Source organism: Stenotrophomonas sp. 1278 (assembly GCF_029892765.1).
Classification (GTDB): domain Bacteria; phylum Pseudomonadota; class Gammaproteobacteria; order Xanthomonadales; family Xanthomonadaceae; genus Stenotrophomonas; species Stenotrophomonas indicatrix.
The window spans coordinates 61,712-81,691 of the sequence record NZ_JARXWD010000006.1; the positions used below are offsets into that span (position 1 = coordinate 61,712).

General features: G+C 65.2%; 21 protein-coding genes. 15 read left to right on the forward strand and 6 right to left on the reverse strand.

Translation table 11 applies throughout. From position 1 onward, the window contains the following. Positions 1-168: 168 nt before the first annotated feature. Positions 169-789: a glutathione S-transferase gene (locus tag M2299_RS07985; RefSeq protein ID WP_099842221.1), complete on the reverse strand. Its 621-nt coding sequence runs from the start codon at positions 787-789 to the stop codon at positions 169-171. Between the two features lie 80 nt (positions 790-869). On the opposite strand from M2299_RS07985, the gene M2299_RS07990 reads away from it, so the two are divergent. From M2299_RS07990 to M2299_RS08020, 7 genes are all read left to right on the forward strand, one after another. Further along, a complete protein-coding gene (locus tag M2299_RS07990; protein ID WP_032975695.1) occupies positions 870-1,838 on the forward strand; it encodes a WYL domain-containing protein in 969 nt (322 codons plus the stop codon). A 46-nt stretch (positions 1,839-1,884) separates the two neighbouring features. Further along, entirely contained in the window at positions 1,885-2,823 is a 939-nt protein-coding gene (locus M2299_RS07995) for a lytic transglycosylase domain-containing protein (RefSeq protein WP_049466964.1), read from the forward strand. A 195-nt stretch (positions 2,824-3,018) separates the two neighbouring features. Continuing rightward, positions 3,019-3,639, forward strand: a complete 621-nt coding sequence (gene petA, locus M2299_RS08000) for a ubiquinol-cytochrome c reductase iron-sulfur subunit (protein ID WP_280884171.1) — start codon at positions 3,019-3,021, stop codon at positions 3,637-3,639. Next, the gene (locus M2299_RS08005; protein WP_025875284.1) at positions 3,639-4,898 is read left to right on the forward strand and encodes a cytochrome bc complex cytochrome b subunit; all 1,260 of its coding nucleotides are present in this window, start codon (positions 3,639-3,641) and stop codon (positions 4,896-4,898) included. Before petA ends, M2299_RS08005 begins: the two co-directional genes overlap by 1 nt. After that, complete coding sequence (locus tag M2299_RS08010) at positions 4,891-5,640, forward strand: cytochrome c1 (protein WP_025875282.1); 750 nt, start codon at positions 4,891-4,893, stop codon at positions 5,638-5,640. Before M2299_RS08005 ends, M2299_RS08010 begins: the two co-directional genes overlap by 8 nt. A gap of 134 nt (positions 5,641-5,774) precedes the next feature. Continuing rightward, a complete protein-coding gene (locus tag M2299_RS08015) occupies positions 5,775-6,410 on the forward strand; it encodes a glutathione S-transferase N-terminal domain-containing protein (RefSeq protein WP_025875280.1) in 636 nt (211 codons plus the stop codon). Between the two features lie 84 nt (positions 6,411-6,494). Beyond that, positions 6,495-6,947, forward strand: coding sequence for a ClpXP protease specificity-enhancing factor (locus M2299_RS08020; RefSeq protein WP_280884173.1), 453 nt, complete (start codon positions 6,495-6,497; stop codon positions 6,945-6,947). A gap of 37 nt (positions 6,948-6,984) precedes the next feature. On the opposite strand, the gene M2299_RS08025 is transcribed toward M2299_RS08020, so the two are convergent. The 4 genes from M2299_RS08025 to M2299_RS08040 all read right to left on the reverse strand — a co-directional run bounded on the left by M2299_RS08025 (position 6,985) and on the right by M2299_RS08040 (position 9,615). After that, on the reverse strand, positions 6,985-7,335 hold the full coding sequence (locus M2299_RS08025; protein WP_025875275.1) for a DUF3301 domain-containing protein: 351 nt from the start codon (positions 7,333-7,335) through the stop codon (positions 6,985-6,987). Between the two features lie 69 nt (positions 7,336-7,404). Beyond that, entirely contained in the window at positions 7,405-8,385 is a 981-nt protein-coding gene (locus tag M2299_RS08030) for a DUF2272 domain-containing protein (protein WP_280884174.1), read from the reverse strand. Between the two features lie 112 nt (positions 8,386-8,497). After that, the gene (gene nadC / locus M2299_RS08035; protein WP_280884175.1) at positions 8,498-9,349 is read right to left on the reverse strand and encodes a carboxylating nicotinate-nucleotide diphosphorylase; all 852 of its coding nucleotides are present in this window, start codon (positions 9,347-9,349) and stop codon (positions 8,498-8,500) included. Further along, a complete protein-coding gene (locus tag M2299_RS08040; protein WP_025875269.1) occupies positions 9,346-9,615 on the reverse strand; it encodes a Trm112 family protein in 270 nt (89 codons plus the stop codon). Before M2299_RS08040 ends, nadC begins: the two co-directional genes overlap by 4 nt. Before the next feature lie 58 nt (positions 9,616-9,673). Between M2299_RS08040 and purE the strand changes: the two genes are divergently transcribed. Both purE and M2299_RS08050 read left to right on the forward strand, forming a co-directional pair. Further along, positions 9,674-10,177: a 5-(carboxyamino)imidazole ribonucleotide mutase gene (gene purE / locus M2299_RS08045; protein ID WP_025875268.1), complete on the forward strand. Its 504-nt coding sequence runs from the start codon at positions 9,674-9,676 to the stop codon at positions 10,175-10,177. Beyond that, a complete protein-coding gene (locus M2299_RS08050; RefSeq protein ID WP_223485029.1) occupies positions 10,174-11,322 on the forward strand; it encodes a 5-(carboxyamino)imidazole ribonucleotide synthase in 1,149 nt (382 codons plus the stop codon). Before purE ends, M2299_RS08050 begins: the two co-directional genes overlap by 4 nt. 216 nt (positions 11,323-11,538) lie before the next feature. Here M2299_RS08050 and M2299_RS08055 read toward each other — a convergent pair whose 3' ends face one another. Continuing rightward, entirely contained in the window at positions 11,539-12,117 is a 579-nt protein-coding gene (locus M2299_RS08055; protein WP_025875266.1) for a superoxide dismutase, read from the reverse strand. 119 nt (positions 12,118-12,236) lie between these two features. Between M2299_RS08055 and grxD the strand changes: the two genes are divergently transcribed. From grxD to ppnN, 6 genes are all read left to right on the forward strand, one after another. Next, positions 12,237-12,557 (forward strand): Grx4 family monothiol glutaredoxin, encoded by a 321-nt coding sequence (grxD, locus tag M2299_RS08060; protein WP_025875264.1) that lies wholly within the window; start codon positions 12,237-12,239, stop codon positions 12,555-12,557. Beyond that, a complete protein-coding gene (locus M2299_RS08065; protein WP_100436053.1) occupies positions 12,554-13,351 on the forward strand; it encodes an SDR family NAD(P)-dependent oxidoreductase in 798 nt (265 codons plus the stop codon). The genes grxD and M2299_RS08065 overlap by 4 nt, the downstream gene beginning before the upstream one ends. A 208-nt stretch (positions 13,352-13,559) precedes the next feature. Beyond that, a complete protein-coding gene (locus M2299_RS08070) occupies positions 13,560-16,814 on the forward strand; it encodes a TonB-dependent receptor (protein ID WP_180831359.1) in 3,255 nt (1,084 codons plus the stop codon). A 142-nt stretch (positions 16,815-16,956) separates the two neighbouring features. Continuing rightward, entirely contained in the window at positions 16,957-17,715 is a 759-nt protein-coding gene (locus M2299_RS08075) for a Fic family protein (RefSeq protein ID WP_180831358.1), read from the forward strand. Between the two features lie 23 nt (positions 17,716-17,738). After that, a complete protein-coding gene (locus tag M2299_RS08080) occupies positions 17,739-18,215 on the forward strand; it encodes a hypothetical protein (RefSeq protein ID WP_180831357.1) in 477 nt (158 codons plus the stop codon). A gap of 339 nt (positions 18,216-18,554) precedes the next feature. Continuing rightward, positions 18,555-19,943, forward strand: coding sequence for a nucleotide 5'-monophosphate nucleosidase PpnN (ppnN, locus tag M2299_RS08085; RefSeq protein WP_025875258.1), 1,389 nt, complete (start codon positions 18,555-18,557; stop codon positions 19,941-19,943). Positions 19,944-19,980: the final 37 nt, after the last annotated feature.

The window sequence follows — 19,980 nt, forward strand, 5'->3', positions numbered from 1 at the left end:
GCGCTTAATCCATTCGGGTGGCGGGAAAGGGGCGATTCTACCCGCATCCCAGGGCGTGCGCCCGGCGCAACGCCGGCGGCGCCGCGCTGGGCGCTCGCGGGGCATGGCCCCGCGCTACCTGCATCCCGTCCCGTTCTGTAGCGCCGGGCCCGTGCCCGGCGAGTGCTCTTACGCCGCGATCAGCTCCGCATCGATCTGCCGCGAACGATCAAACGCGGTCATCGCGCTCATCCGATCGATATAGGCGGCCGTCGCCGGTGCTGGCTGCACCAGGCCGAACGCACTGGTCCATGCCAGCGCATTGCCCCACAGCACGTCGGCCGCACTCATCACCTCGCCCAGCAGGTACGGTCCCTGCGCCAGCTGCGCTTCGATCACCTGCAGCACCGTATCGGCATCGTTGTAGGGCGACATCAGGCGCGGCGGCGGCTCGCGATGCATGGCCTTGTCGATCATCGCCGGCTCGAAACAGGCGCCATAGAAGGCCATCCAGCGCAGGTAAGGGCCGCGCAGGGCGTCGCCGATCGGCGGTGCCAGCCCGGCTTCCGGGTACAGGTCGGCCAGGTACAGATAGATCGCCACCTGCTCGGTCACCAGGGCGCCGTTGTGGACGATGGCCGGCACCTTGCCCATCGGGTTGATCGCCAGATAGGCCGGGGCCAGGTTGGCACCGGCCTTCAGGTCCAGCACCTGCATGCGGTAGTCGGCACCCAGCGCTTCGAGCAGGGCGACAGCGCCGCTCGAGCGTGAACGGGCGGCGTGGTAGAGGGTGATCTGGCGTGACGTCATGGCATTGCTCCCTGCAGGTGGTGGTGAAGTGGGGCCCATGCTGGGGCACAATTGCGGACGACTTCTGTCCGCGATCCGTCATGCGCCATACCGCCCATCGCCTGCTTCGCCTGATTTCCCTGCTGCAGGCCCGCCGTCACTGGTCCGGCGCCGAGCTGGCCGAGCGCATGGGCGTGGACCGGCGCAGCATCCGTCGCGATGTCGAGCGCCTGCGTGAGCTGGGGTATCCGGTACAGGCCTCGGCCGGTGTAGGTGGCGGCTACCGGCTGGGCGCCGGTGCGCCGGTGCTGCCGATGCTGCTGGATGAGGAGGAGGCCACCACACTGGCGATTGCCCTGCGCGCGGCGTCGGCCACGGTGTCCGGCATCGACGACACCGCACGCGGCCTGCTGTCCAAGCTCGACCCGCTGGTGCCGGCGCGTCGCCGCCAGCAGGCCGGCGAAGTACATGCCGCCACCGCAACCCTCTCCGACCTGCCATCCACCGACGCGCGCCTGCTCGGGCGGCTGGCCCAGCATTGCCGGCAGGCCGCGCGGCTGGCCTTCGAATACCGCAGCGCGCAGGACGCGGTGACGCAACGCGAAGTCGAGGCCCAGCACTTGGTCAACTACGGACGGCGCTGGTATCTGCTGGCCTGGGACCTGGGGCGGCAGGACTGGCGCACGCTGCGCGTGGACCGGATGGGCGCAGTGCGTTCGCTGCCAGAGCCTGGCCTGCATCGGCGCACTCCGGCGCCACCGGATGTGATGGTGCGGCAGGCGGTCAGCCAGGCGCCGTTCGCGCTGCAGGCCGTCCTGCGCCTGGCTGGCAGCGAGGCGGAGCTGACCGGGCGCATTCCGCCCTGGTGCGGTGTGCTGGAGGCCGACGGGCCAGAACATTGCCTGTTGCGGATGGGCGCGGAGAGCCGCGGCATGATGCTGGCGCAGATCCTCAGCCTGGATCGCCTGCCGGTGGCGGTGTGGACCACGCCGGACGAGCTGCGCGAGGAGCTGGCCCAGCGCCTGGCCGGGCTTGGCCAGGTCCTGGCCGTGCCCGCCGTCACGGTCTGAGCCGGCGCCCTTGGCAAGCCGCAGCGAAGCTGGGACACTCGCGGCCATGAAGGGGAGACTGGGGATAACGGCGATCATCATCGCTGCGCTGACCGCTGCGCCGGCCAGCGCCGGTACCCTGTACAAGTGCCTCGGCGCCGACGGTGTCACCAGCTATGTCAGCAAGCGGGTGGCCGGTGCCCAATGCAGCACCATCAGCTACACCCGCAGCGCGGGCAGGGCAGCGCGCGCTCCCGTTGCCACGCCGGCGCCGGCGCCGCTACCAGCACCTGCGGCACCTGCTGCAGTGGTGGCCAGCGCCGAGCGTAATCCGGTCGCGGTTGCCGCCGCTGCGGCCAGTCCTGCTGTCGCAGCGACCCCGGCACCCGCAACGACCTCTACGCCGGCCAGTCCACGCGGCGGCAGGATGGTCAGCGGACAGGTCTATTCGTACATGCAGGACGGGGTGCGCCACTACACCAGCGCACGCCCGACCCAGGTCGCCAACCTCGGCCCGGTGCGGACCATCCGCTACAGTTTCATGGAGCGCTGTTACGCCTGCGGGGTCAATCCGCGCGTCGATTTCGGCAGCGTGCGCCTGAACACCACGGCCTTCCAGAGCGAGATCACCGCGGCCGCACGCGAATTCGGGGTGGAAGAGGCCGTGGTACGCGCGATCATCCATGCCGAGTCGGCCTACAACCCGACCGCACTCAGCCGTGCCGGCGCCCAGGGCCTGATGCAGCTGATGCCGCCCACCGCCGCGCGCTTCGGCGTCAGCGATTCCTACGACGCGGGGCAGAACATCCGTGGCGGTGTGCAGTATCTGGCGTGGCTGTTGAAGCGTTTCAATGGAGACCTGACCCTGGCCGCTGCCGGCTACAACGCAGGCGAGGGCGCCGTTGATCGTCATCGCGGCGTGCCGCCCTACAGCGAGACCCAGTATTACGTGCGCCGGGTCGGCCAGCTGGCCGAGCGCTATCGCACGGTGCTGAGCAAGCAGTAGGTGCCGACCGTTGGTCGGCACACCTTTGAACAGGTAGTGCCGGCCGCTGGCCGGCAACCCCGCAAACTATGTTGTTGCAATGCGTTGTGTGGCGCGCAACGGTTCCGCTACACTCGACCGAGATTCAATGCGGCTCTGGCCCCCACCGGAACCGCTGGCAGCCTTAAAGCTACCTAATCAATATCGGAGTGCCGGATGGCCAACGATGGGGTACACGATCCAGTCAACACCGGACGTCGGCGTTTTCTTACTGCCACCACAGCCGTGGTGGGCGCCGTCGGCGTCGGATTCACCGCAGTTCCTTTCATCAAATCCTGGAACCCCAGTGCCCGCGCCAAGCTTGCCGGCGCACCGGTGGTGGCCGACATCAGCGCCCTGCAGGAAGGCCAACGCCTGATCGTGGAATGGCGTGGCCAGCCGATCTGGATCGTCAAACGGTCCAGGGCGATCCTTGACGCGCTGCATGGGCTGGATGGCCGCTTGAAGGACCCCGAGTCCGGCGAGAAGGACCAGCAGCCCGAGTACGTGCTCAAGCAGAACCCGGAGCTGCGCTCGATCAAGCCCGAGATCTCGGTGCTGGTCGGTCTCTGCACGCACCTGGGCTGTTCGCCGGAAATGGTGGGTGAAATCCGCCCCGAGCCCTACGATCCGCAATGGAAGGGTGGCTATTTCTGCCCCTGCCACAAGTCGCGCTTCGACATGTCCGGCCGCGTCTTCAAGGACGTGCCCGCACCCATCAACCTGAAGGTGCCCGCGCACCACTACCAGGACGACAACACCATCATCATCGGTGTCGATCCGCAGGGGGCTGCCTGATGTCCAACATCCTCAGCCGTACCGCCACCGGCGTGGCCGACTGGGTCAATGCCCGCGCGCCGGGGTTGATGCCGATCTATCGCAAGCACGTCAGCGAGTACTACGCGCCGAAGAACTTCAACATCTGGTACTACTTCGGCTCGCTGGCGCTGCTGGTGCTGGTCAACCAGATCGTCACCGGCATCTTCCTGACCATGCACTACAAGACGAATGCCGCCGAAGCATTCGCCTCCATCGAATACATCATGCGTGACGTGGAGTGGGGCTGGCTGATCCGCTACATGCACTCCACCGGTGCCTCGCTGTTCTTCATCGTGGTCTACCTGCACATGTTCCGCGGGCTGCTGTACGGCAGCTACCAGAAGCCACGCGAACTGGTGTGGATCCTGGGCATGCTGATCTACCTCGTGTTGATGGCCGAAGCCTTCATGGGCTACGTGCTGCCGTGGGGCCAGATGTCGTTCTGGGGCGCCAAGGTGATCATCTCGCTGTTCGGCGCCATTCCGGTGATCGGCAACGGCCTGACCGAATGGATCATGGGCGATTACCTGCCCAGCGACGCCACGCTCAACCGGTTCTTCGCACTGCACGTGATCGCGCTGCCGCTGGTCCTGCTGCTGCTGGTGGTGCTGCACCTGGGCGCGCTGCATGAAGTGGGATCGAACAATCCCGATGGCGTGGAGATCAAGAAGGGCCCGAAGGGCAACCGCTGGTCGCCGAACGCGCCGACCGACGGCATCCCGTTCCATCCCTACTACACACTCAAGGACGGCGTCGGTGCGGGCTTCCTGCTGATCATCGCGGCCTTCATCATCTTCTTCGCACCAGCCTTCGGTGGCCTGTTCCTGGAACACGACAACTTCACCGAAGCCAATCGCCTGGTCACCCCCGAGCACATCAAGCCGGTCTGGTACTACACGCCGTACTACGCGATGTTGCGGGTGGTGCCCAACAAGCTGGGTGGCGTGATCGTGATGTTCTCGGCCATCGCCATCCTGTTCCTGGTGCCCTGGCTGGACCGGGCCAAGGTCAAGTCCTACCGCTACCGCGGCTGGCTGTCGCGCGGCCTGCTGGGCATGTTCGTGGTGTGCTTTGCGTGGCTGATGGTGATCGGTTCCGGTCCTGGTACCGATGCACACGAGACCTATGTCGGGCGGGTGCTGACCTTCCTGTACTTCGCCTTCTTCATCACCATGCCGATATGGACAAGGCTGGACAAGACCAAGCCGGTACCGGAAAGGGTGACCACGCATGACTGAGCGCTGGATGGTCCGGCTGGCCCTGGCGGCCGCCCTGATGCTGGGCAGTACCCTGGCCATGGCCGCCGAGGGCGGCACCAAGCTCCTGCAGGCCGGTAACGACCTGGGTGACCGGGCGTCGCTGCAGCGCGGCGCCCAGTTGTACATGAACTACTGCAGTGGCTGTCATGCACTGAAGTACCTGCGCTATTCGCGGATGGGCGAGGACCTGGGGCTGAGCGAGGAAGAGGTGATGAACAACCTCAACTTCACCGGCTCGGCGATCGGCGATCCGGTGCCGGTGGCGATGCCCAAGGAGCAGGCCGAAAAGTGGTTCGGCAAGATGCCGCCGGACCTGAGCCTGATTTCCCGGGTGCGCGGCAGCGACTGGATCTACACCTACCTGAAGTCGTTCTACCTGGACAGCAGCCGCCCGCTGGGCTGGAACAATGCGCTGTTTGCCAACGCATCCATGCCCAATCCGTTGTGGGAGATGCAGGGCCTGCAGCATGCGGTACATGGCAAGGCCGAAGCAGCGGGCATGGACCCGCCGGTGACGGGCCTGCGCATTGAAAGCCCGGGTTCGGTCGATGCGGCGCAGTACGACCAGGCCGTGCGCGACATCACCAACTTCCTTGAATACGCCGGCGAGCCGGCTGCGCTGAAGCGGCAGCAGCTCGGTGTCTGGGTGATCCTGTTCCTGGCCCTGCTGACCTTCCTGGTGTACCTGTTGAAGAAGGAATACTGGAAGGACGTGCACTGATCCAGGGCCGGCCATCGCAACGGGCCTATTGGCTTTTGTGATGGTCGGTTGCACACTCGGGGAGGAGTCGACCGTCAGCACGGTGCTGGCGGCGCCGATACGGCAGGCGGTCTCCTGTCGTAGGAGAGCCTTTGATGGCGGCGAGCGTACGCATGCGCAATACACTGACGCTGTTTTCCTCGAACGACGATGTACTGTGCCACCGTGTGCGCCTGGTGCTGGCGGCCAAGGGCGTGAGTTTCGACTTCGTACCGGTGGATCCACAGAACCCGCCGGAAGATCTGATCGATCTCAATCCGTACCACTCGGTGCCGACCCTGGTCGAGCGCGAGCTGGTGCTGTATGCCGCGTCGGTGGTCAGCGAGTATCTGGACGAGCGCTATCCGCATCCGCCGCTGATGCCGGTCGACCCGCTGTCGCGCGCGCGCATCCGCCTGGCCATGCTGCGTATCGAACACGACTGGGTGCCGCAGGTGCAGGCGATCCAGCTGGGCAACAAGACCCAGGCCGAGGCAGGGCGCAAGCGGCTGAAGGAACTGTTGACGGCCTCGCTGCCGTTGTTCAAGGCCAGCAAGTTCTTCCTCAACCCGGAAATGAGCCTGGCCGACTGCGCGATGGCCCCGATCATCTGGCGCCTGCAGTCGCTGGATGTGCCGTTGCCGAAGGACGGCAAGGCGATCGAGGACTATGGCAACCGGATCTTCCGCCACCCCGGTTTCGTCCGCAGCCTGACCGATCAGGAAAAGAAACTGCGCGATCTGCCGGGCTGATCCGCCATCCGCTTTCCCGTCTGCACGCCGACCGGCGTGCAGGCGATCCGCCCCGGCCGGGGCGTCGGGCGCTACACTTCACGCATGACCGAAGACTTCTTCCACATGACCAGCCACCGACCGTACCTGTTGCGGGCCCTGGTGGAATGGATCAATGACAACCAGCTGACGCCGCACATCCTGGTCGACGCCGGCGTTCCCGGCGTGCAGGTTCCGCCTTCAGCCATCAAGGATGGCCGGGTGGTGCTCAACATCGCCGAACGCGCGGTGGTACGGCTGGTGATCGACAACGAGTCGGTGAGCTTCTCGGCGCGCTTCTCCGGCACCAGCTATCCGGTGCAGGTGCCGATCAGCGCCGTACTGGCGGTATATGCCCGCGAAACCGGGCAGGGCATGGCCCTGCCGGATGACATTCCCGGTGGCGAGCCGGCGCCGGCCAGTGATGAGCTGCACGACGATGAGCAGGCGCCGCCGGACGACACGCCGCCCGCTGGTCCGCCGCCGAAAGGCCGTCCGACCCTGCGCGTGGTCAAGTAATGGTGGGGCCGACCGTTGGTCGGCACACCTTCAGCCCCTACACATCCTCGGCCTCTTCGTTGTCCGCACGGATCTGGCTGATCCGCGCCGCGCCCGGGCCGGTGAAGGAAACCAGCTGGTCGCCGCGCAGCACCATGCGGCCGACATGGCGATCGATGCCGTCGTAGGAATACTCGAACTTGAAGGTGCGTTCGAAGCCGAGGCGTCCGTCTTCCCCGCGCGACAGGCGCAGGCCCGTGGCGTGCACCGCCTGGTCCAGCCACTGCACATCGGCGGCGCGGCAGGCGTTGCGGCCCAGCTCGATCGCACGTTCGGCGGCCGAACGCGCTGCGTTCCAGAAGAAGTAGACGATACCGCCGGCAATCAGCAGGAACAGCAGGGTGGGCATGGCATCAGCCGTCAGGTGTCGATCCGCCAAAGATGGCGACGAATGGCGACCGGATCAAGCGGCATCTGCTCAGCGATTGCTGCCAGGCTCCGTTGCCGGCTGCAGCGGCACCGGTGCCGGCGCAGCGGGTATCGCCGGCGGAAGCGGTGCGACCCGCGGCGCAGTGGCATTCAACTGCAGCAGCGCGGCCCAATCCTGCCGGTTGAAGCTGCATTCGTCCTCACGGCCCGGTGTGCAGGTCGGGTCGATGCCGGTGGTGTCGCGCTCGCGCGGCGGCGGCAGCTTGATCGTGCCGGTGCGATCCAGTTGCAGCAGGCGCATCGCCACGGTGTTCATGACATTGCCGCCCACCAGGTAAAGCGTCTGGTCGCCACCGAGGTTGGCCGCCACCACCACTTCGCAATGCGATTTCCAATGGCCGACCGAGCCGTTGCCCAGGGCCTGCACCAATCCGCTGTAACTGAGCGTGCTGCTGCGGTCGCGCAGGAAGCACAGCAGATCGCCCGGCGCAGGCTTGGCGGTGGCCGGGTCCACCAGGCGGTAGGGCACGCCGGAAGGGCCTGCCTGGTAGGCGTCGCGGATGTAGTCGATATGGCGTGGGGAAGCATTGAAGCCGGGTACGCCGGCACGCACCATCACCCAGGAAATGAAGGCCGCCGACCACGGATTGTCGATCAGGAAGGCGCGGCAATCGCTGTCGGTGTAACGCGTGCCCAGCGGCGCCAGGCAGCTGCTGGCGCCGGGCTGGCTGCCCAGTGCGTTGAGCGTGCCGCTTTCGCGCCAGTAGCTGGTGACCCGTTGCCAGGCGATCAGGCCGTTGTCGGCCAGATGATCGCCTTCGGCCTCGGTGACACTGAGGCTGGCGGCGCGGCCGTCACGGTCGATGAAGGGGCGATACCAGAGCCTATGCTCGTTGCAGGCGGTGTTGCGGATGGCGACCGCCAATGGGCTCAGGCCGAAACGCGGTGGGACATCGCAGGCTTCGACAGCGGCGGCCGAGAAAGGCGTCGCGGCCAGCAGCAGGCAGGCAGGCAAGAGCATCCGGCGCATGCGCGGTTCCTGTGGGGGATGGCCGCAGCGTCGCAGCGCCGTTGTGAACGCCGGGTGTGAGAACGGTGGTGCCGGCCGCTGGCCGGCAACATCACGATCCGCGAATCCACCCTCAACCCGGTGGCGGACCCAGTTTCAACGACAGGTCGATTGCCTGCACGTGCTTGGTCAGGCCGCCGATGGAAATGCAGTCCACCCCATCTTCGGCGATCGAGCGCAGGCCACCGAGGCCGACGCTGCCGGACACCTCCAGTGGAATGCGGCCTTCGGTGATGCGCACCGCTTCGCGCCGCAGTTCCGGGCTGAAGTCGTCCAGGAGGATGCGTTCACAGCCGGCTTCCAGCGCCTGCCGCAGCTGTTCCAGGTCCTCGACCTCGACCACCAGCGGCAGCTGTGGCCATTGCTGGCGGGCGGCCGACACAGCGGCAGCCAGTGAACCGGCCGCGCGGATGTGGTTCTCCTTCAGCATCACCGTGTCGTACAGGCCGAAGCGATGGTTGTCGCCACCCCCGCACCGCACCGCGTATTTCTGGGCCAAGCGCATGCCGGGCAGGGTCTTGCGGGTATCAAGGATGCGCGTGCCTGTACCTTCCACCGCAGCCACGTAGCGGGCCGTGGTGGTGGCAGTGCCGGACAGGGTCTGCAGGAAATTCAGCGAGGTGCGTTCGGCGCTGACCAGGCTGCGGCTGCGCCCATGCAGCAGGGCCAGCACGGTGCCGGCCCTGACGCTGTCGCCTTCGGCCACCCGCCACTCGATCTGCACGTCCGCATCGAGTGCGCGATGGGTGGCATCGAACCACGCACGGCCCGCGATCACCGCATCCTGCTTGCACAGCAGGTAGGCGCTGTCGGGCTGGTCGGGCAGCAGGGCGGCGGTGACGTCACCGCTGCCCAGGTCCTCGGCCAACGCGCGGGCGACATCGGCCGCGACGACGGCTGGATCCGGCGTCGGCAGCGCGCTCATGCGGCCGGGAAGTCGGCGATCTGTGCGGTCGGGATGGCTTCTTCGGCCAGCAGCACCGGGATGCCGTCGTCGACGCGGAACACCTGCTTGCGGTCGCGGGTGACCAGGGCTTCGCGCAGCGGCTGCGCCAGCGGGTTGCCATCGGCGCGGTTGACGGAACCGGCGGCGATCGCCCGGTTGAGGGCTTCCAGGCCCTTGCCATCCAGCAGGGACAGGGGCTGGCGGGTGTCGGGCGATACCAGCAGGTCGAGCAGCTTGCGATCCATGGTTCTTCGTCTTGCGTGGAAGATGGCTAGAATACGTCTTTAAGGCAGGTGACGGCCAATGACCCCCAACCCGATCGCGCCGCTTGTCGGCATCGTCATGGGTTCCCGCTCCGACTGGGAAACCATGCAGCACGCCGCCCAGAAGCTTGAAGCTCTGGGTGTTCCGTTCGAAGTGAAGGTGGTGTCCGCGCATCGGACGCCGGATGTGTTGTTCAGTTATGCCGAGCAGGCCGGTTCGCGCGGGCTGCGCGCGATCATCGCCGGCGCCGGCGGTGCCGCGCATCTGCCGGGCATGATCGCGGCCAAGACCGCGGTGCCGGTGCTGGGCGTGCCGGTGCAGTCCAAGGCCCTCAACGGCATGGATTCGCTGCTGTCGATCGTGCAGATGCCGGCCGGCATCCCGGTCGCCACCTTCGCCATCGGCAATGCCGGTGCGTCCAATGCCGCACTGTTCGCCGCCGCGATGCTGGCCAGCGACCAGCCGGCCATCGGCCAGGCGCTGGACAGCTTCCGGGCGCGCCAGACCGAAGACGTGATGGCCCACGACGATCCGCGCCAATGAGCCTGACCGTCGGCATCCTCGGCGGCGGCCAGCTCGCCCGCATGATGGTCCTGGCCGGTGCGCCGCTGGGACTGCGCTTCGAACTGTATGATCCGGCGGCCGACGCCTGCAGTGGCCCGCTGGCACCGCTCACCGTGGGTGCCTTCGATGATCGCCAGGCACTGGCGGACTTCGCCGCCAAAGTCGATGTGATCACCTTCGATTTCGAGAACGTGCCGGCGGACAGCGCGCAATGGCTGGCCGACCGAGTGCCGGTCTACCCGCCGCCGTCGGCGCTGGCGGTGGCCCAGGACCGGTTGAGCGAGAAGACCCTGTTCCAGCAGCTGGGCATTCCGCTGCCGGCCTTCGCCGATATCCGCAGCCGCGACGAGCTGGCTGCCAGGGCCGCCGAATTCGGCCTGCCGTGCATCCTCAAGACCCGCCGCCTGGGCTACGACGGCAAGGGCCAGTTCCGCCTGCGCAGCGAAGCGGACATCGATGCGGCATGGCAGGCCCTGGGGGCGCAGGTCGAGCGCACCGGGCTGATCCTCGAGGGCTTTGTCGCCTTCCAGCGCGAAGTCAGCGTGGTTGCCGTGCGTGGCCGCGATGGCGGCTTCCAGGCCTGGCCGGTCACCGGCAACTGGCATGTCGACGGCGTGCTGTCGGCCAGCGTCGCACCGGCGGTGTTGTCCGCTGCCGAGCACGAAGCAGCGATCGGCTATGCCCGTCGTGTTGCCGAACACCTGCAGTACGTGGGTGTGTTCGCTCTGGAACTGTTCTGCCGCGACGGTGAACTGCTGGCCAACGAGATGGCGCCGCGCGTGCACAACTCCGGTCACTGGACCATCGAAGGCAGCGAAACCTCCCAGTTCGAGAACCACCTGCGTGCGGTGCTCGGCCTGCCGCTGGGCAGTACCCGCATGCTCGGCCATGCCTGCATGCTGAACTGGCTGGGGGCAATGCCCGACCCGACGCCGGTGCTGCAGCAGGCCAGTGGCCATTGGCACGATTACGGCAAGGAATCGCGTGACGGCCGCAAGGTGGGTCACGCCACCCTGCGTGATGATGATGCCGATGCACTGGCTGACGCGCTGGAGCAGGTAGGCCTGGAGCTCGACCGCCAGGCCCAGGTGGCTCCCGCGGTACACGCGCTGCGTAACGGCTGACCGAGGTGATGCCGGCCGTCGGCCGGCAGGCGCCGCTGAACCCGGTAGTGCCGGTCGCTGGCCGGCAACGCCCACCAAGGTGGGCATCTACCAGAGCAACGCCCACCAAGGTGGGCATCTACCAGAGCGGGGCCGACCAGGATGGGCATCCACCACGGCCAGGCGTGATGCCGGTAGCGCCGGGCCATGCCCGGCGGATGCGGATGCCCGTCGGTCTCAGCGCAGCTGGCTCTCGGCGAATTCCCAGTTCACCAGTTGCCAGAATGCTTCCAGATAGCGTGCACGATCATTCTGGTAGTCGGTGTAGTACGCGTGCTCCCAGACATCGCAGCAGAGCAGCGGCGTGCTGTCGCCGGTCAGCGGCGTACCCGCATTGCGGGTGGCCTGCAGGCCGAGCTGCCCGCCGGGGTGCTGCACCAGCCACACCCAGCCGGAGCCGAACAGGCCAAGCGCGGTTCGATTGAACTCTTCGCGCAGACGCTGGCCGTCGCCGAACTGGCGCTTGACCAGTTCGCCCAGGCGGCCCTGCGGCTCGCCACCGCCGCGCGGGCGCAGGCATTGCCAGTAGAAGCCGTGGTTCCACGCCTGGGCGGCGGCATCGAACAGCGCGCCCTGGGCGTGGCGGACAATGTCCTCCAGTGTGGATTCTTCCCATTCGGTGCCGACAATGGCGGCATTGACCGCGTCGACGTAGGTGCGATGGTGGCGGCCGTGATGCAGTTCCACGGTCTGTGCCGACAGGTGCGGCTGCAGGGACGAGGGCAGGTAGGGCAGGGCGGGCAGTTCGACGGGCATGGACAGGTTCGTGGCCAGGGGGCGGCGGCAGCCGGTACCATCGGCTTACAATGGCAGCTACCGTGGGCAGTCTAGCCGACCATCACGGTTGGTTTGTCCGGCGAAGCAAGGAGTGAGGTGTGGCGGTAATGCAGCAAATCCAGGCCGAGGTGGATCGTTACCCGCTCGTGCTGTTCATGAAGGGCACCCCGCAATACCCCATGTGCGGCTACTCCAGTCGCGCCGTGCAGGCCTTGATGGCCGCAGGCGCCGTTGCGCTGCGCACGGTCAACGTGCTGGAAGAGCCCGAGATCCGCGCCAACCTGCCGCGCTTCTCCAATCTGCCTACTTTCCCGCAGCTGTTCATCAACGGCGAGTTGATCGGCGGCTGCGACATCGTCATGGAACTGTTCGAAGCCGGCGAGCTCAAGCGCATCGTCGAAGAGGCTGCGCAGGGATGAGCGCCTGGCCATCGACGTCACCGGCAGACGGGGCGCTCGATGGCCGCCCGTTGCAGGACCGTGTGGTGCTCATTGCCGGTGCGGGCGGCGGGCTCGGCAGCGCTGCCGCTGTTGCAGCCGCCGAGGCGGGGGCGACCGTGGTCCTGCTGGGGCGCAAGCCACGAAGGCTGGACCGGGTCTACGCCCAGGTGCAGGCGGTTGGGCCGGAGCCCCTGTTGTACCCGTTGGACCTGGAAGGTGCCGGTCCCGATGACTATGCCGAACTGGCCCAGGCGGTGGCGCAGGAGCTGGGGCGCCTTGATGGCCTGCTGGTCTGCGCGGCCCACTTTCCCGGCCTGACCCCGTTCGAGCTGGCCGACCCGGCCAGCTTTGCCCGCGCCGTTCACGTCACCCTGACCGCCCCGGCCTGGCTGGCCCAGGCCTGCCTGCCGTTGCTGCGCCAGCGTGAAGACGCGGCGCTGGTGTTCACCGTGGATGCCCCTGAGCGGGTGGGGCAGGCGTACTGGGGCGGCTACGGTGCCGCCCAGCACGGCCTGCGCGGGCTGATCGGCAGCCTGCATGACGAGCTGGCCCGCAGCCCGGTGCGGGTGAGTGGCCTGTATCCCGGGCCCTTGCGTACCGCCCTGCGAGCGCGGGCCTATTCGATCGACCAGGACCCGGCCGCATGCGGCCCCGAGGCCGCCGCTGCAGCGGCCGTGACCCTGTTGTCCGCTGCTGGACTGGCGTGGCGCGGGCAGGTGCTCGATGCGGGCAATCCGCCATCGACGAGTGAAGGCGTTCGTAAAGCGGAATGAAGATTCCGTCACGATAGCGTTGCGATCCGGTGCCGTTTGTCGCACAACCGTCACATTGAAAGCGTAGCGTGTTAATCTAGTGTTAACCGTTGCGGCAGCTGCCGTTCACGGTAGGGAACCCCAGATAAATGTCCGAACAGCCGCCCGCAAGGCTGCTTGGATGCGCTTTTTTTCCGCCATCGCCAACTCGCATCGAGGCTACCGAACAATGACTCACCCATTCCGGATGTCCAAGCTCACCCTTGGTCTCGTGGCTGCGCTCGCCGCCGCTCCCGCCTTCGCCCAGAGCACCTCTGCCGGTGTCGGCGGCCAGGTCGTGTCCAATGCGGGCGCGCCTGTTGCTGGTGCTGAAGTCACCATCACCCACACCGAATCGGGCACCGTTTCGCGTGCGACCACCGATGCGTCGGGTCGTTACAACGCGCGCGGCCTGCGCGTGGGTGGTCCGTACACCATCACCATCACCAAGCCGGGTGAGGGCACCAAGACCGAAGAGGGCGTGTACCTCAACCTGAACCAGGTCAACACGGTCAACGCCAACCTGGCCGGCGATGTTGCCGCCACCAATCTGGATGCCGTCCAGGTCGTGGCTGCCGCAGTGGGCAGCGACCTGTTCAGCGCCTACAAGATGGGCACCGGCACCAACGTCAACCGCGAAACGCTGGAGTCGCTGCCGTCGGTGAACCGCAACATCCAGGATTACATCCGCCTCGATCCGCGCATCTCGCAGGTCAGCAAGGCCGACGGTGCGATCTCGGTCGGTGGCCAGAACACCCGTTACAACGCGATCCGCATCGATGGCATCGGTGCCGGCGATCCGTTCGGCCTGGAATCCAACAACCTGCCGACCGAGCGTCAGCCGGTGTCGATGGATGCGATCCAGGAAATCAACATCGACATCGCCAACTACGACACCACCATTGCCGGCGGTACGGGCGCGGTGATCAATGCGGTGACCAAATCGGGTACCAACAACTTCGGCGGCACCGTGTATTACGCGTACCGCGACAAGGACATGGTCCGCAAGAACCTGGACGATGTCCGCTTCAACGGTTTTGATGACGAAAAGACCTACGGCATGACCTTCGGCGGCCCGATCGTCAAGGACAAGCTGTTCTTCTTCGCCAACTACGAAAAGATGGAGCGTTCGGCCCCGGGCGTCAGCCTGACCGATTCGCCGTACGGCAAGGGCACCATCACCGATGCCGACATTACCCGCGCGCAGCAGATCGCGACCGGTTACGGCTTCGACGCAGGTTCGCTCAACGCCCCGGCCAACAAGACCGAGGTCGAAGAGTACGCGCTGAAGATCGACTGGAACATCAACGAGAACCACCGTGCCGCGGTGCGTTACAACAAGCTCGAGCAGAATGTTGTCCGCTTCCCGCAGATCAGCAACAGCGCGGTTTCGCTGAGCAGCTTCTGGTACCAGCAGCCGAAGACCTATGAATCCTGGATGGGCGAGCTGTTCAGCGACTGGTCCGAGAATTTCTCGACCGAGTTCAAGATCTCGCACAAGGAATACACCTCGGTCCGTACCACGCCGTCGAGCCTGCCGCAGATCCAGATCCGTGGTTTTGGCGCCAGCGGCAATGACTCGCTGTACTTCGGTACCGAGCAGAACTCGCACGTCAACGCGGTCGAGAGCAAGGAGCTGAGCGCCTTCGGTGCCGCCACCTGGTACGTCGGCGACCACACCGTCAAGTTCGGCTTCGACTACTCCGACAACGACCTGCTGAACTACTACGGTCGTAACGTCAACGGCGCGTATGTGTTCAACAACCTCAGCGACTTCGCTGCAGGTCGCGTCAACCAGTACGTTGTGCGTGCGCCGCGCGCCGGCGGCAGCTACGACGACATCCCGGCCAAGTACACGCTGAAGAACACCGGTCTGTTCATCCAGGACAGCTGGGCCATCAACAGCAACCTGACCGTGCAGGCCGGCGTCCGCGTCGACATGCCGGACTTCGGCACGCAGAAGCTGTACAACCCGCGCATCATGGAACTGTACGGCTACGACAACACCCAGCTGCCCGACAGCAAGCTGGTGCAGCCGCGCTTCGGCTTCAACTACACCTTCGACAGCGATCGTCCGACCCAGCTGCGCGGCGGCGTGGGCCTGTTCGGTGGCGCGGCCCCGAACGTGTGGCTGGCAGGTGCCTACCAGAACACCGGCCTGAACTACACCGAGTACACCGTTCGTAACCAGACCGGCATTTTCACCCCGAACACCAATCCGCCGTACATCCCGGCTGCGGGTGCCGGTGCTCGTCAGAACGTGGACATCGCTGCGCCTGACCTGAAGCTGCCGTCGGTGTGGAAGTCCAACATCGCCTTCGATCATGAGCTGCCGTGGTATGGCATCGTTGCGTCGGCTGAGTTCCTGTACACCAAGGTCAAGAGCGCGATCTACTTCGAGCGCCTGGACCTGTACAAGAGCGCCGGTGGCCCGTCGTACACCCGCATCGGCCAGGACGGTCGTGAGCTGTACTGGAATGACGCAGGCTACGTGCCGTGCGCCGGCGCCAACTGCTCCATCCGTGAAGGCGCGACGGCTGTGGGCGGTGGCACCGTGGGTGGCAAGAAGAACCGCCCGAGCGACATGGGCGACGTGCTGCTGATGCGCAACACCGACAAGGGCAGCAGCCGTCAGTTCACCGTCGGCCTGAACAAGCCGCTGACCGAGAACTGGGGCTGGTCGCTGGCCTACACCTACACCGCCGCGAAGGAAGTCAGTCCGCTGACCAGCTCGCAGAACACCTCCAACTGGGGCAGCACCCTGATCGGTACCGCCAACGAGAACGTGGCCTATGATTCGCGCTACGCGATCAAGGATCGCGTGACCGGTTCGATCAACTGGAAGAAGGCGTTCTTCGGCAACTACAACACCACCGTGGGTCTGTTCTACGAAGGTCGTTCGGGTCGTCCGTTCAGCTACATCTACTACAACGACATGAACGGCGATGCCGCCGCCACCACTGGTGCCGGTTACTTCAACGACCTGTTCTACGTGCCGAACGGCCCGGGCGACGTCAAGTTCACCGGTGGTGCGGCGATGGAGAAGGCCTTCTTCGACTGGCTTGCCGCCAACCCGCAGCTGGAGAAGTACCGCGGCGAGATTGCTCCGGCAAACGCCTTCCGTACCAAGTGGGTGAACAGCTTCGATCTGCACATCGCCCAGGAATTCCCGGGCTTCGTGAAGGAGCACAAGGGTGAGCTGGCGCTGGACATCATGAATGTCGGCAACCTGCTCAATAAGAAGTGGGGCCGTATTGAAGATTACGGTTTCAACTCCACCTCCCGCGTGGCCAGCTACGCAGGCATCGATCCGGCAACCGGAAAGTACATCTACAACTTCACCGGCGCCACCGATACCCCGACCATCCAGGAAAACAACAACGACAAGGGCAACACCGGTGTGTCGCGCTGGTCGATGCAGCTGACCCTGAAGTACAAGTTCTGATCCGTCAGAGCCTGATGCAGTAAAGGGAGACGGCCGGGGAAACCCGGCCGTTTTCTTTTGCCGTGCTGCTCTGTGAGTGTTGTCATGGAAATTGGCGGAGCTGGCTGCTATAAAAGGGAAAGGATGCTGAGTGGAGCGGCCAATGAAGGCTATGTACGGATTGCCGTCGGAATCGCTTGCGTTGCTTTCCCGCGCGAGTTTTTCAATCGATGTTCCGGATGCTGGTGATCATGTTTCATTCAATCAGTTGTGCTCCCGAGTGGCGAATTGCAGATTTCGTTATTGTCCGGAATGTCGCTCTGATCCTGTCGGCTTCCTGAAGTGCAGGCGAGGGTCCACATTTGCAAAGGCGTGCCAGAAATCGGCGATCAGAGGGTTTGGCGCACCACAGCTGAGAGTCATGCATTCTGCGGCTGCACCGGAGGCCATCAGGTCTGGCAACTTTCGAATCGACCGAGTTTGGGTGGGAAGGCCTGGGGATGCGCACGCCATCATTGCCTCGCGAATTGACGTCGAAGCCCACGTCAAAGAACTCAAGAAGCTGCATGATCGCCTTCATTTGCAGGGGAGGGTCATACTTCTTGTTTTCATGATGACAATGCTCCATCCGTTCGAGGATGGAAATGGAAGGACGATGCGAGCATTGATGCTCGCTATGGCCGCAGGTGCCGGAAGCCCCTTCCTGTCCTTCCTTGCGCTCTATCTTAAGGCTGCGCAGCAAGACATGGTTGTGGCAGTAAATCTTCTGGCTGATACTCAGCTGAGCCCAATGCTTGAATTCCTGGAAAAATCGCGCGAGTTCTATTTGAACTTGATATGCAATGGAAGCGGTGCCGTGCGCGAGTGGGTGACAGCCCTTCAGGATGAGAAGCTTGTTGAGCGGCATATGGATTTTGATTGACCCGCGGTACTCACTGGAGGAGGTTGAAGGTGAAGTTAGGAGTAATCATCAGTACCATCGTTTTCGGAATGTCACTCGGTGTGCAGGCAGCTTCGGCATCCGATGATGTGACCCAAATCGATACGGACCCTTGGTGTAATCCGTCATATTGCCCGGGGCACGGGGGCGGCAGCGGTTCCACGACCGGATCAAATCCGGAGCAGGATAAGTTCGCATTTGTTCTTGTGGATTGCAGGCTGCCGGTTCAGGAGCGCTACGGAAAGGTGCTTGAGTGGTTTACCTCGCTTTCGATTGGCGAGCGACTGTGGTGGTACCAGATCGGGACGGAAGATATGCCCGTTGGTTCACCTTCTCGGTTGTCGGTTACGTATCACTATCCCTATGGCTACAATCAGGGGTACGAGCTCTGGGAGATTGTCGATCCCTATGCTGCGGTTCCCATCGCGCCAACACCGACGCTCACGGGAGATCAGTGCTGGCTGCTGGACAACCGCCCGTAAGGCTTTGCGTACCAAGAGAAGAAAGACAAGGGCAACACCGGTGTGTCGCGCTGGTCGATGCAGCTGACCCTGAAGTACAAGTTCTGATCCGTCAGAGCCTGATGCAGTAAAGGGAGACGGCCGGGGAAACCCGGCCGTTTTCCGTTCAGGCGAAAGTCCTTGCGGGAGGTTGTGCATCGGCGTAGCATCCAGACACGTGCGCGGCGCAGATGCCGCCGAAGCGGTCCCGGAGCGGCGAACGCGGGACGCACCTATCCAACGGTCGGGCTTCCCGGCCGTTTTGCTTTTTAAGGGGGCGGCAGTACAGTCGGACACCTTAAAGGAAGCAGAAAAGTGGATATGACAACGAATGAAAAGGCAGCGCGGACGCTGCCGGTGCAGGACGCGCGGATCTACCCGCGTGGTGGCCTGGATGTGCTGTCGCGGGCCGAGGTTGCGCGCCTGCGCGACGCCTCCAGTGGTGGCATGCACGAGCTGCTGCGCCGCTGCGCGCTGGCCGTGCTGACCAGTGGCAGTGCCTCCGATGATCCGCGCGCCGCGCGCGATCTTTACCCCGATTTTGACATCCAGGTCGCACAGCAGGATCGCGGCGTGCGCATCGACCTGGCCAACGCGCCGGCGATGGCGTTCGTCGATGGCGAGATCATCCGCGGCGTGGCCGAGCTGCTGTTCGCGGTGGTCCGCGACCTGGCCTACATGGCCATCGAGATGGGCCCGGCCTACGCGGCCGAGCTGGAGTCGTCCGAGGGCATCACCAATGCGGTGTTCGGGCTGCTGCGCAATGCGCGCATCCTCAATCCGGGTGATCCGAACCTGGTGGTCTGCTGGGGCGGCCACTCGATCTCGCGCGATGAATACCTGTATACCAAGCAGGTCGGCTACGAGCTGGGCCTGCGCGGCCTGGACATCTGCACCGGCTGCGGCCCGGGCGCGATGAAGGGCCCGATGAAGGGCGCCACCATCGCCCACGCCAAGCAGCGCCGGACCGTGACGCGCTACATCGGCCTGACCGAGCCGGGCATCATCGCCGCCGAGTCGCCGAACCCGATCGTCAACCACCTGGTGATCATGCCGGACATCGAGAAGCGCCTTGAGGCCTTCGTCCGCATCGGCCACGGCATCATCGTGTTCGCCGGTGGCGTGGGTACCGCCGAAGAGATCCTGTACCTGCTCGGCATCCTGCTGCGCGAGGAGAACAAGGACCTGCCGTTCCCGCTGATCCTGACCGGCCCGACCGTCGCTGCGCCGTACTTCGAGCAGATCGACCGTTTCATCCGCCTGACCCTGGGCGACGCCGCGGCCGAGCGCTACGAAATCGTCATCGGCGACCCGGTGGCGGTGGCCAAGAAGATGTCGGCCGGCATCAAGCGCGTGCGTGAGCATCGCCTGGCGCAGAAGGATTCGTTCTTCTTCAACTGGTCCATCGAGATTCCGTGGGAATACCAGCAGCCGTTCGTGCCGACCCACGAGGCGATGGCGGCGCTGGACCTGCACCACGGGCGTGCGCCGCACGCGCTGGCAGCCGACCTGCGCCGGGCCTTCTCGGGCATCGTCGCCGGCAACGTGAAGGAAGACGGCATGCGCCGCATCGAGGAGTTCGGGCCGTTCCAGATCCATGGCGACCCCGACATGATGCAGGCCCTGGACGCGCTGCTGCGTGCCTTCGTCGAGCAGCGCCGGATGAAGATCTCCGGCGAATACCAGCCCTGCTACCAGGTGCTGGCGTAAGCGAGGCGAGGGTGGCTGGACGGCGCGGCGGGGACCG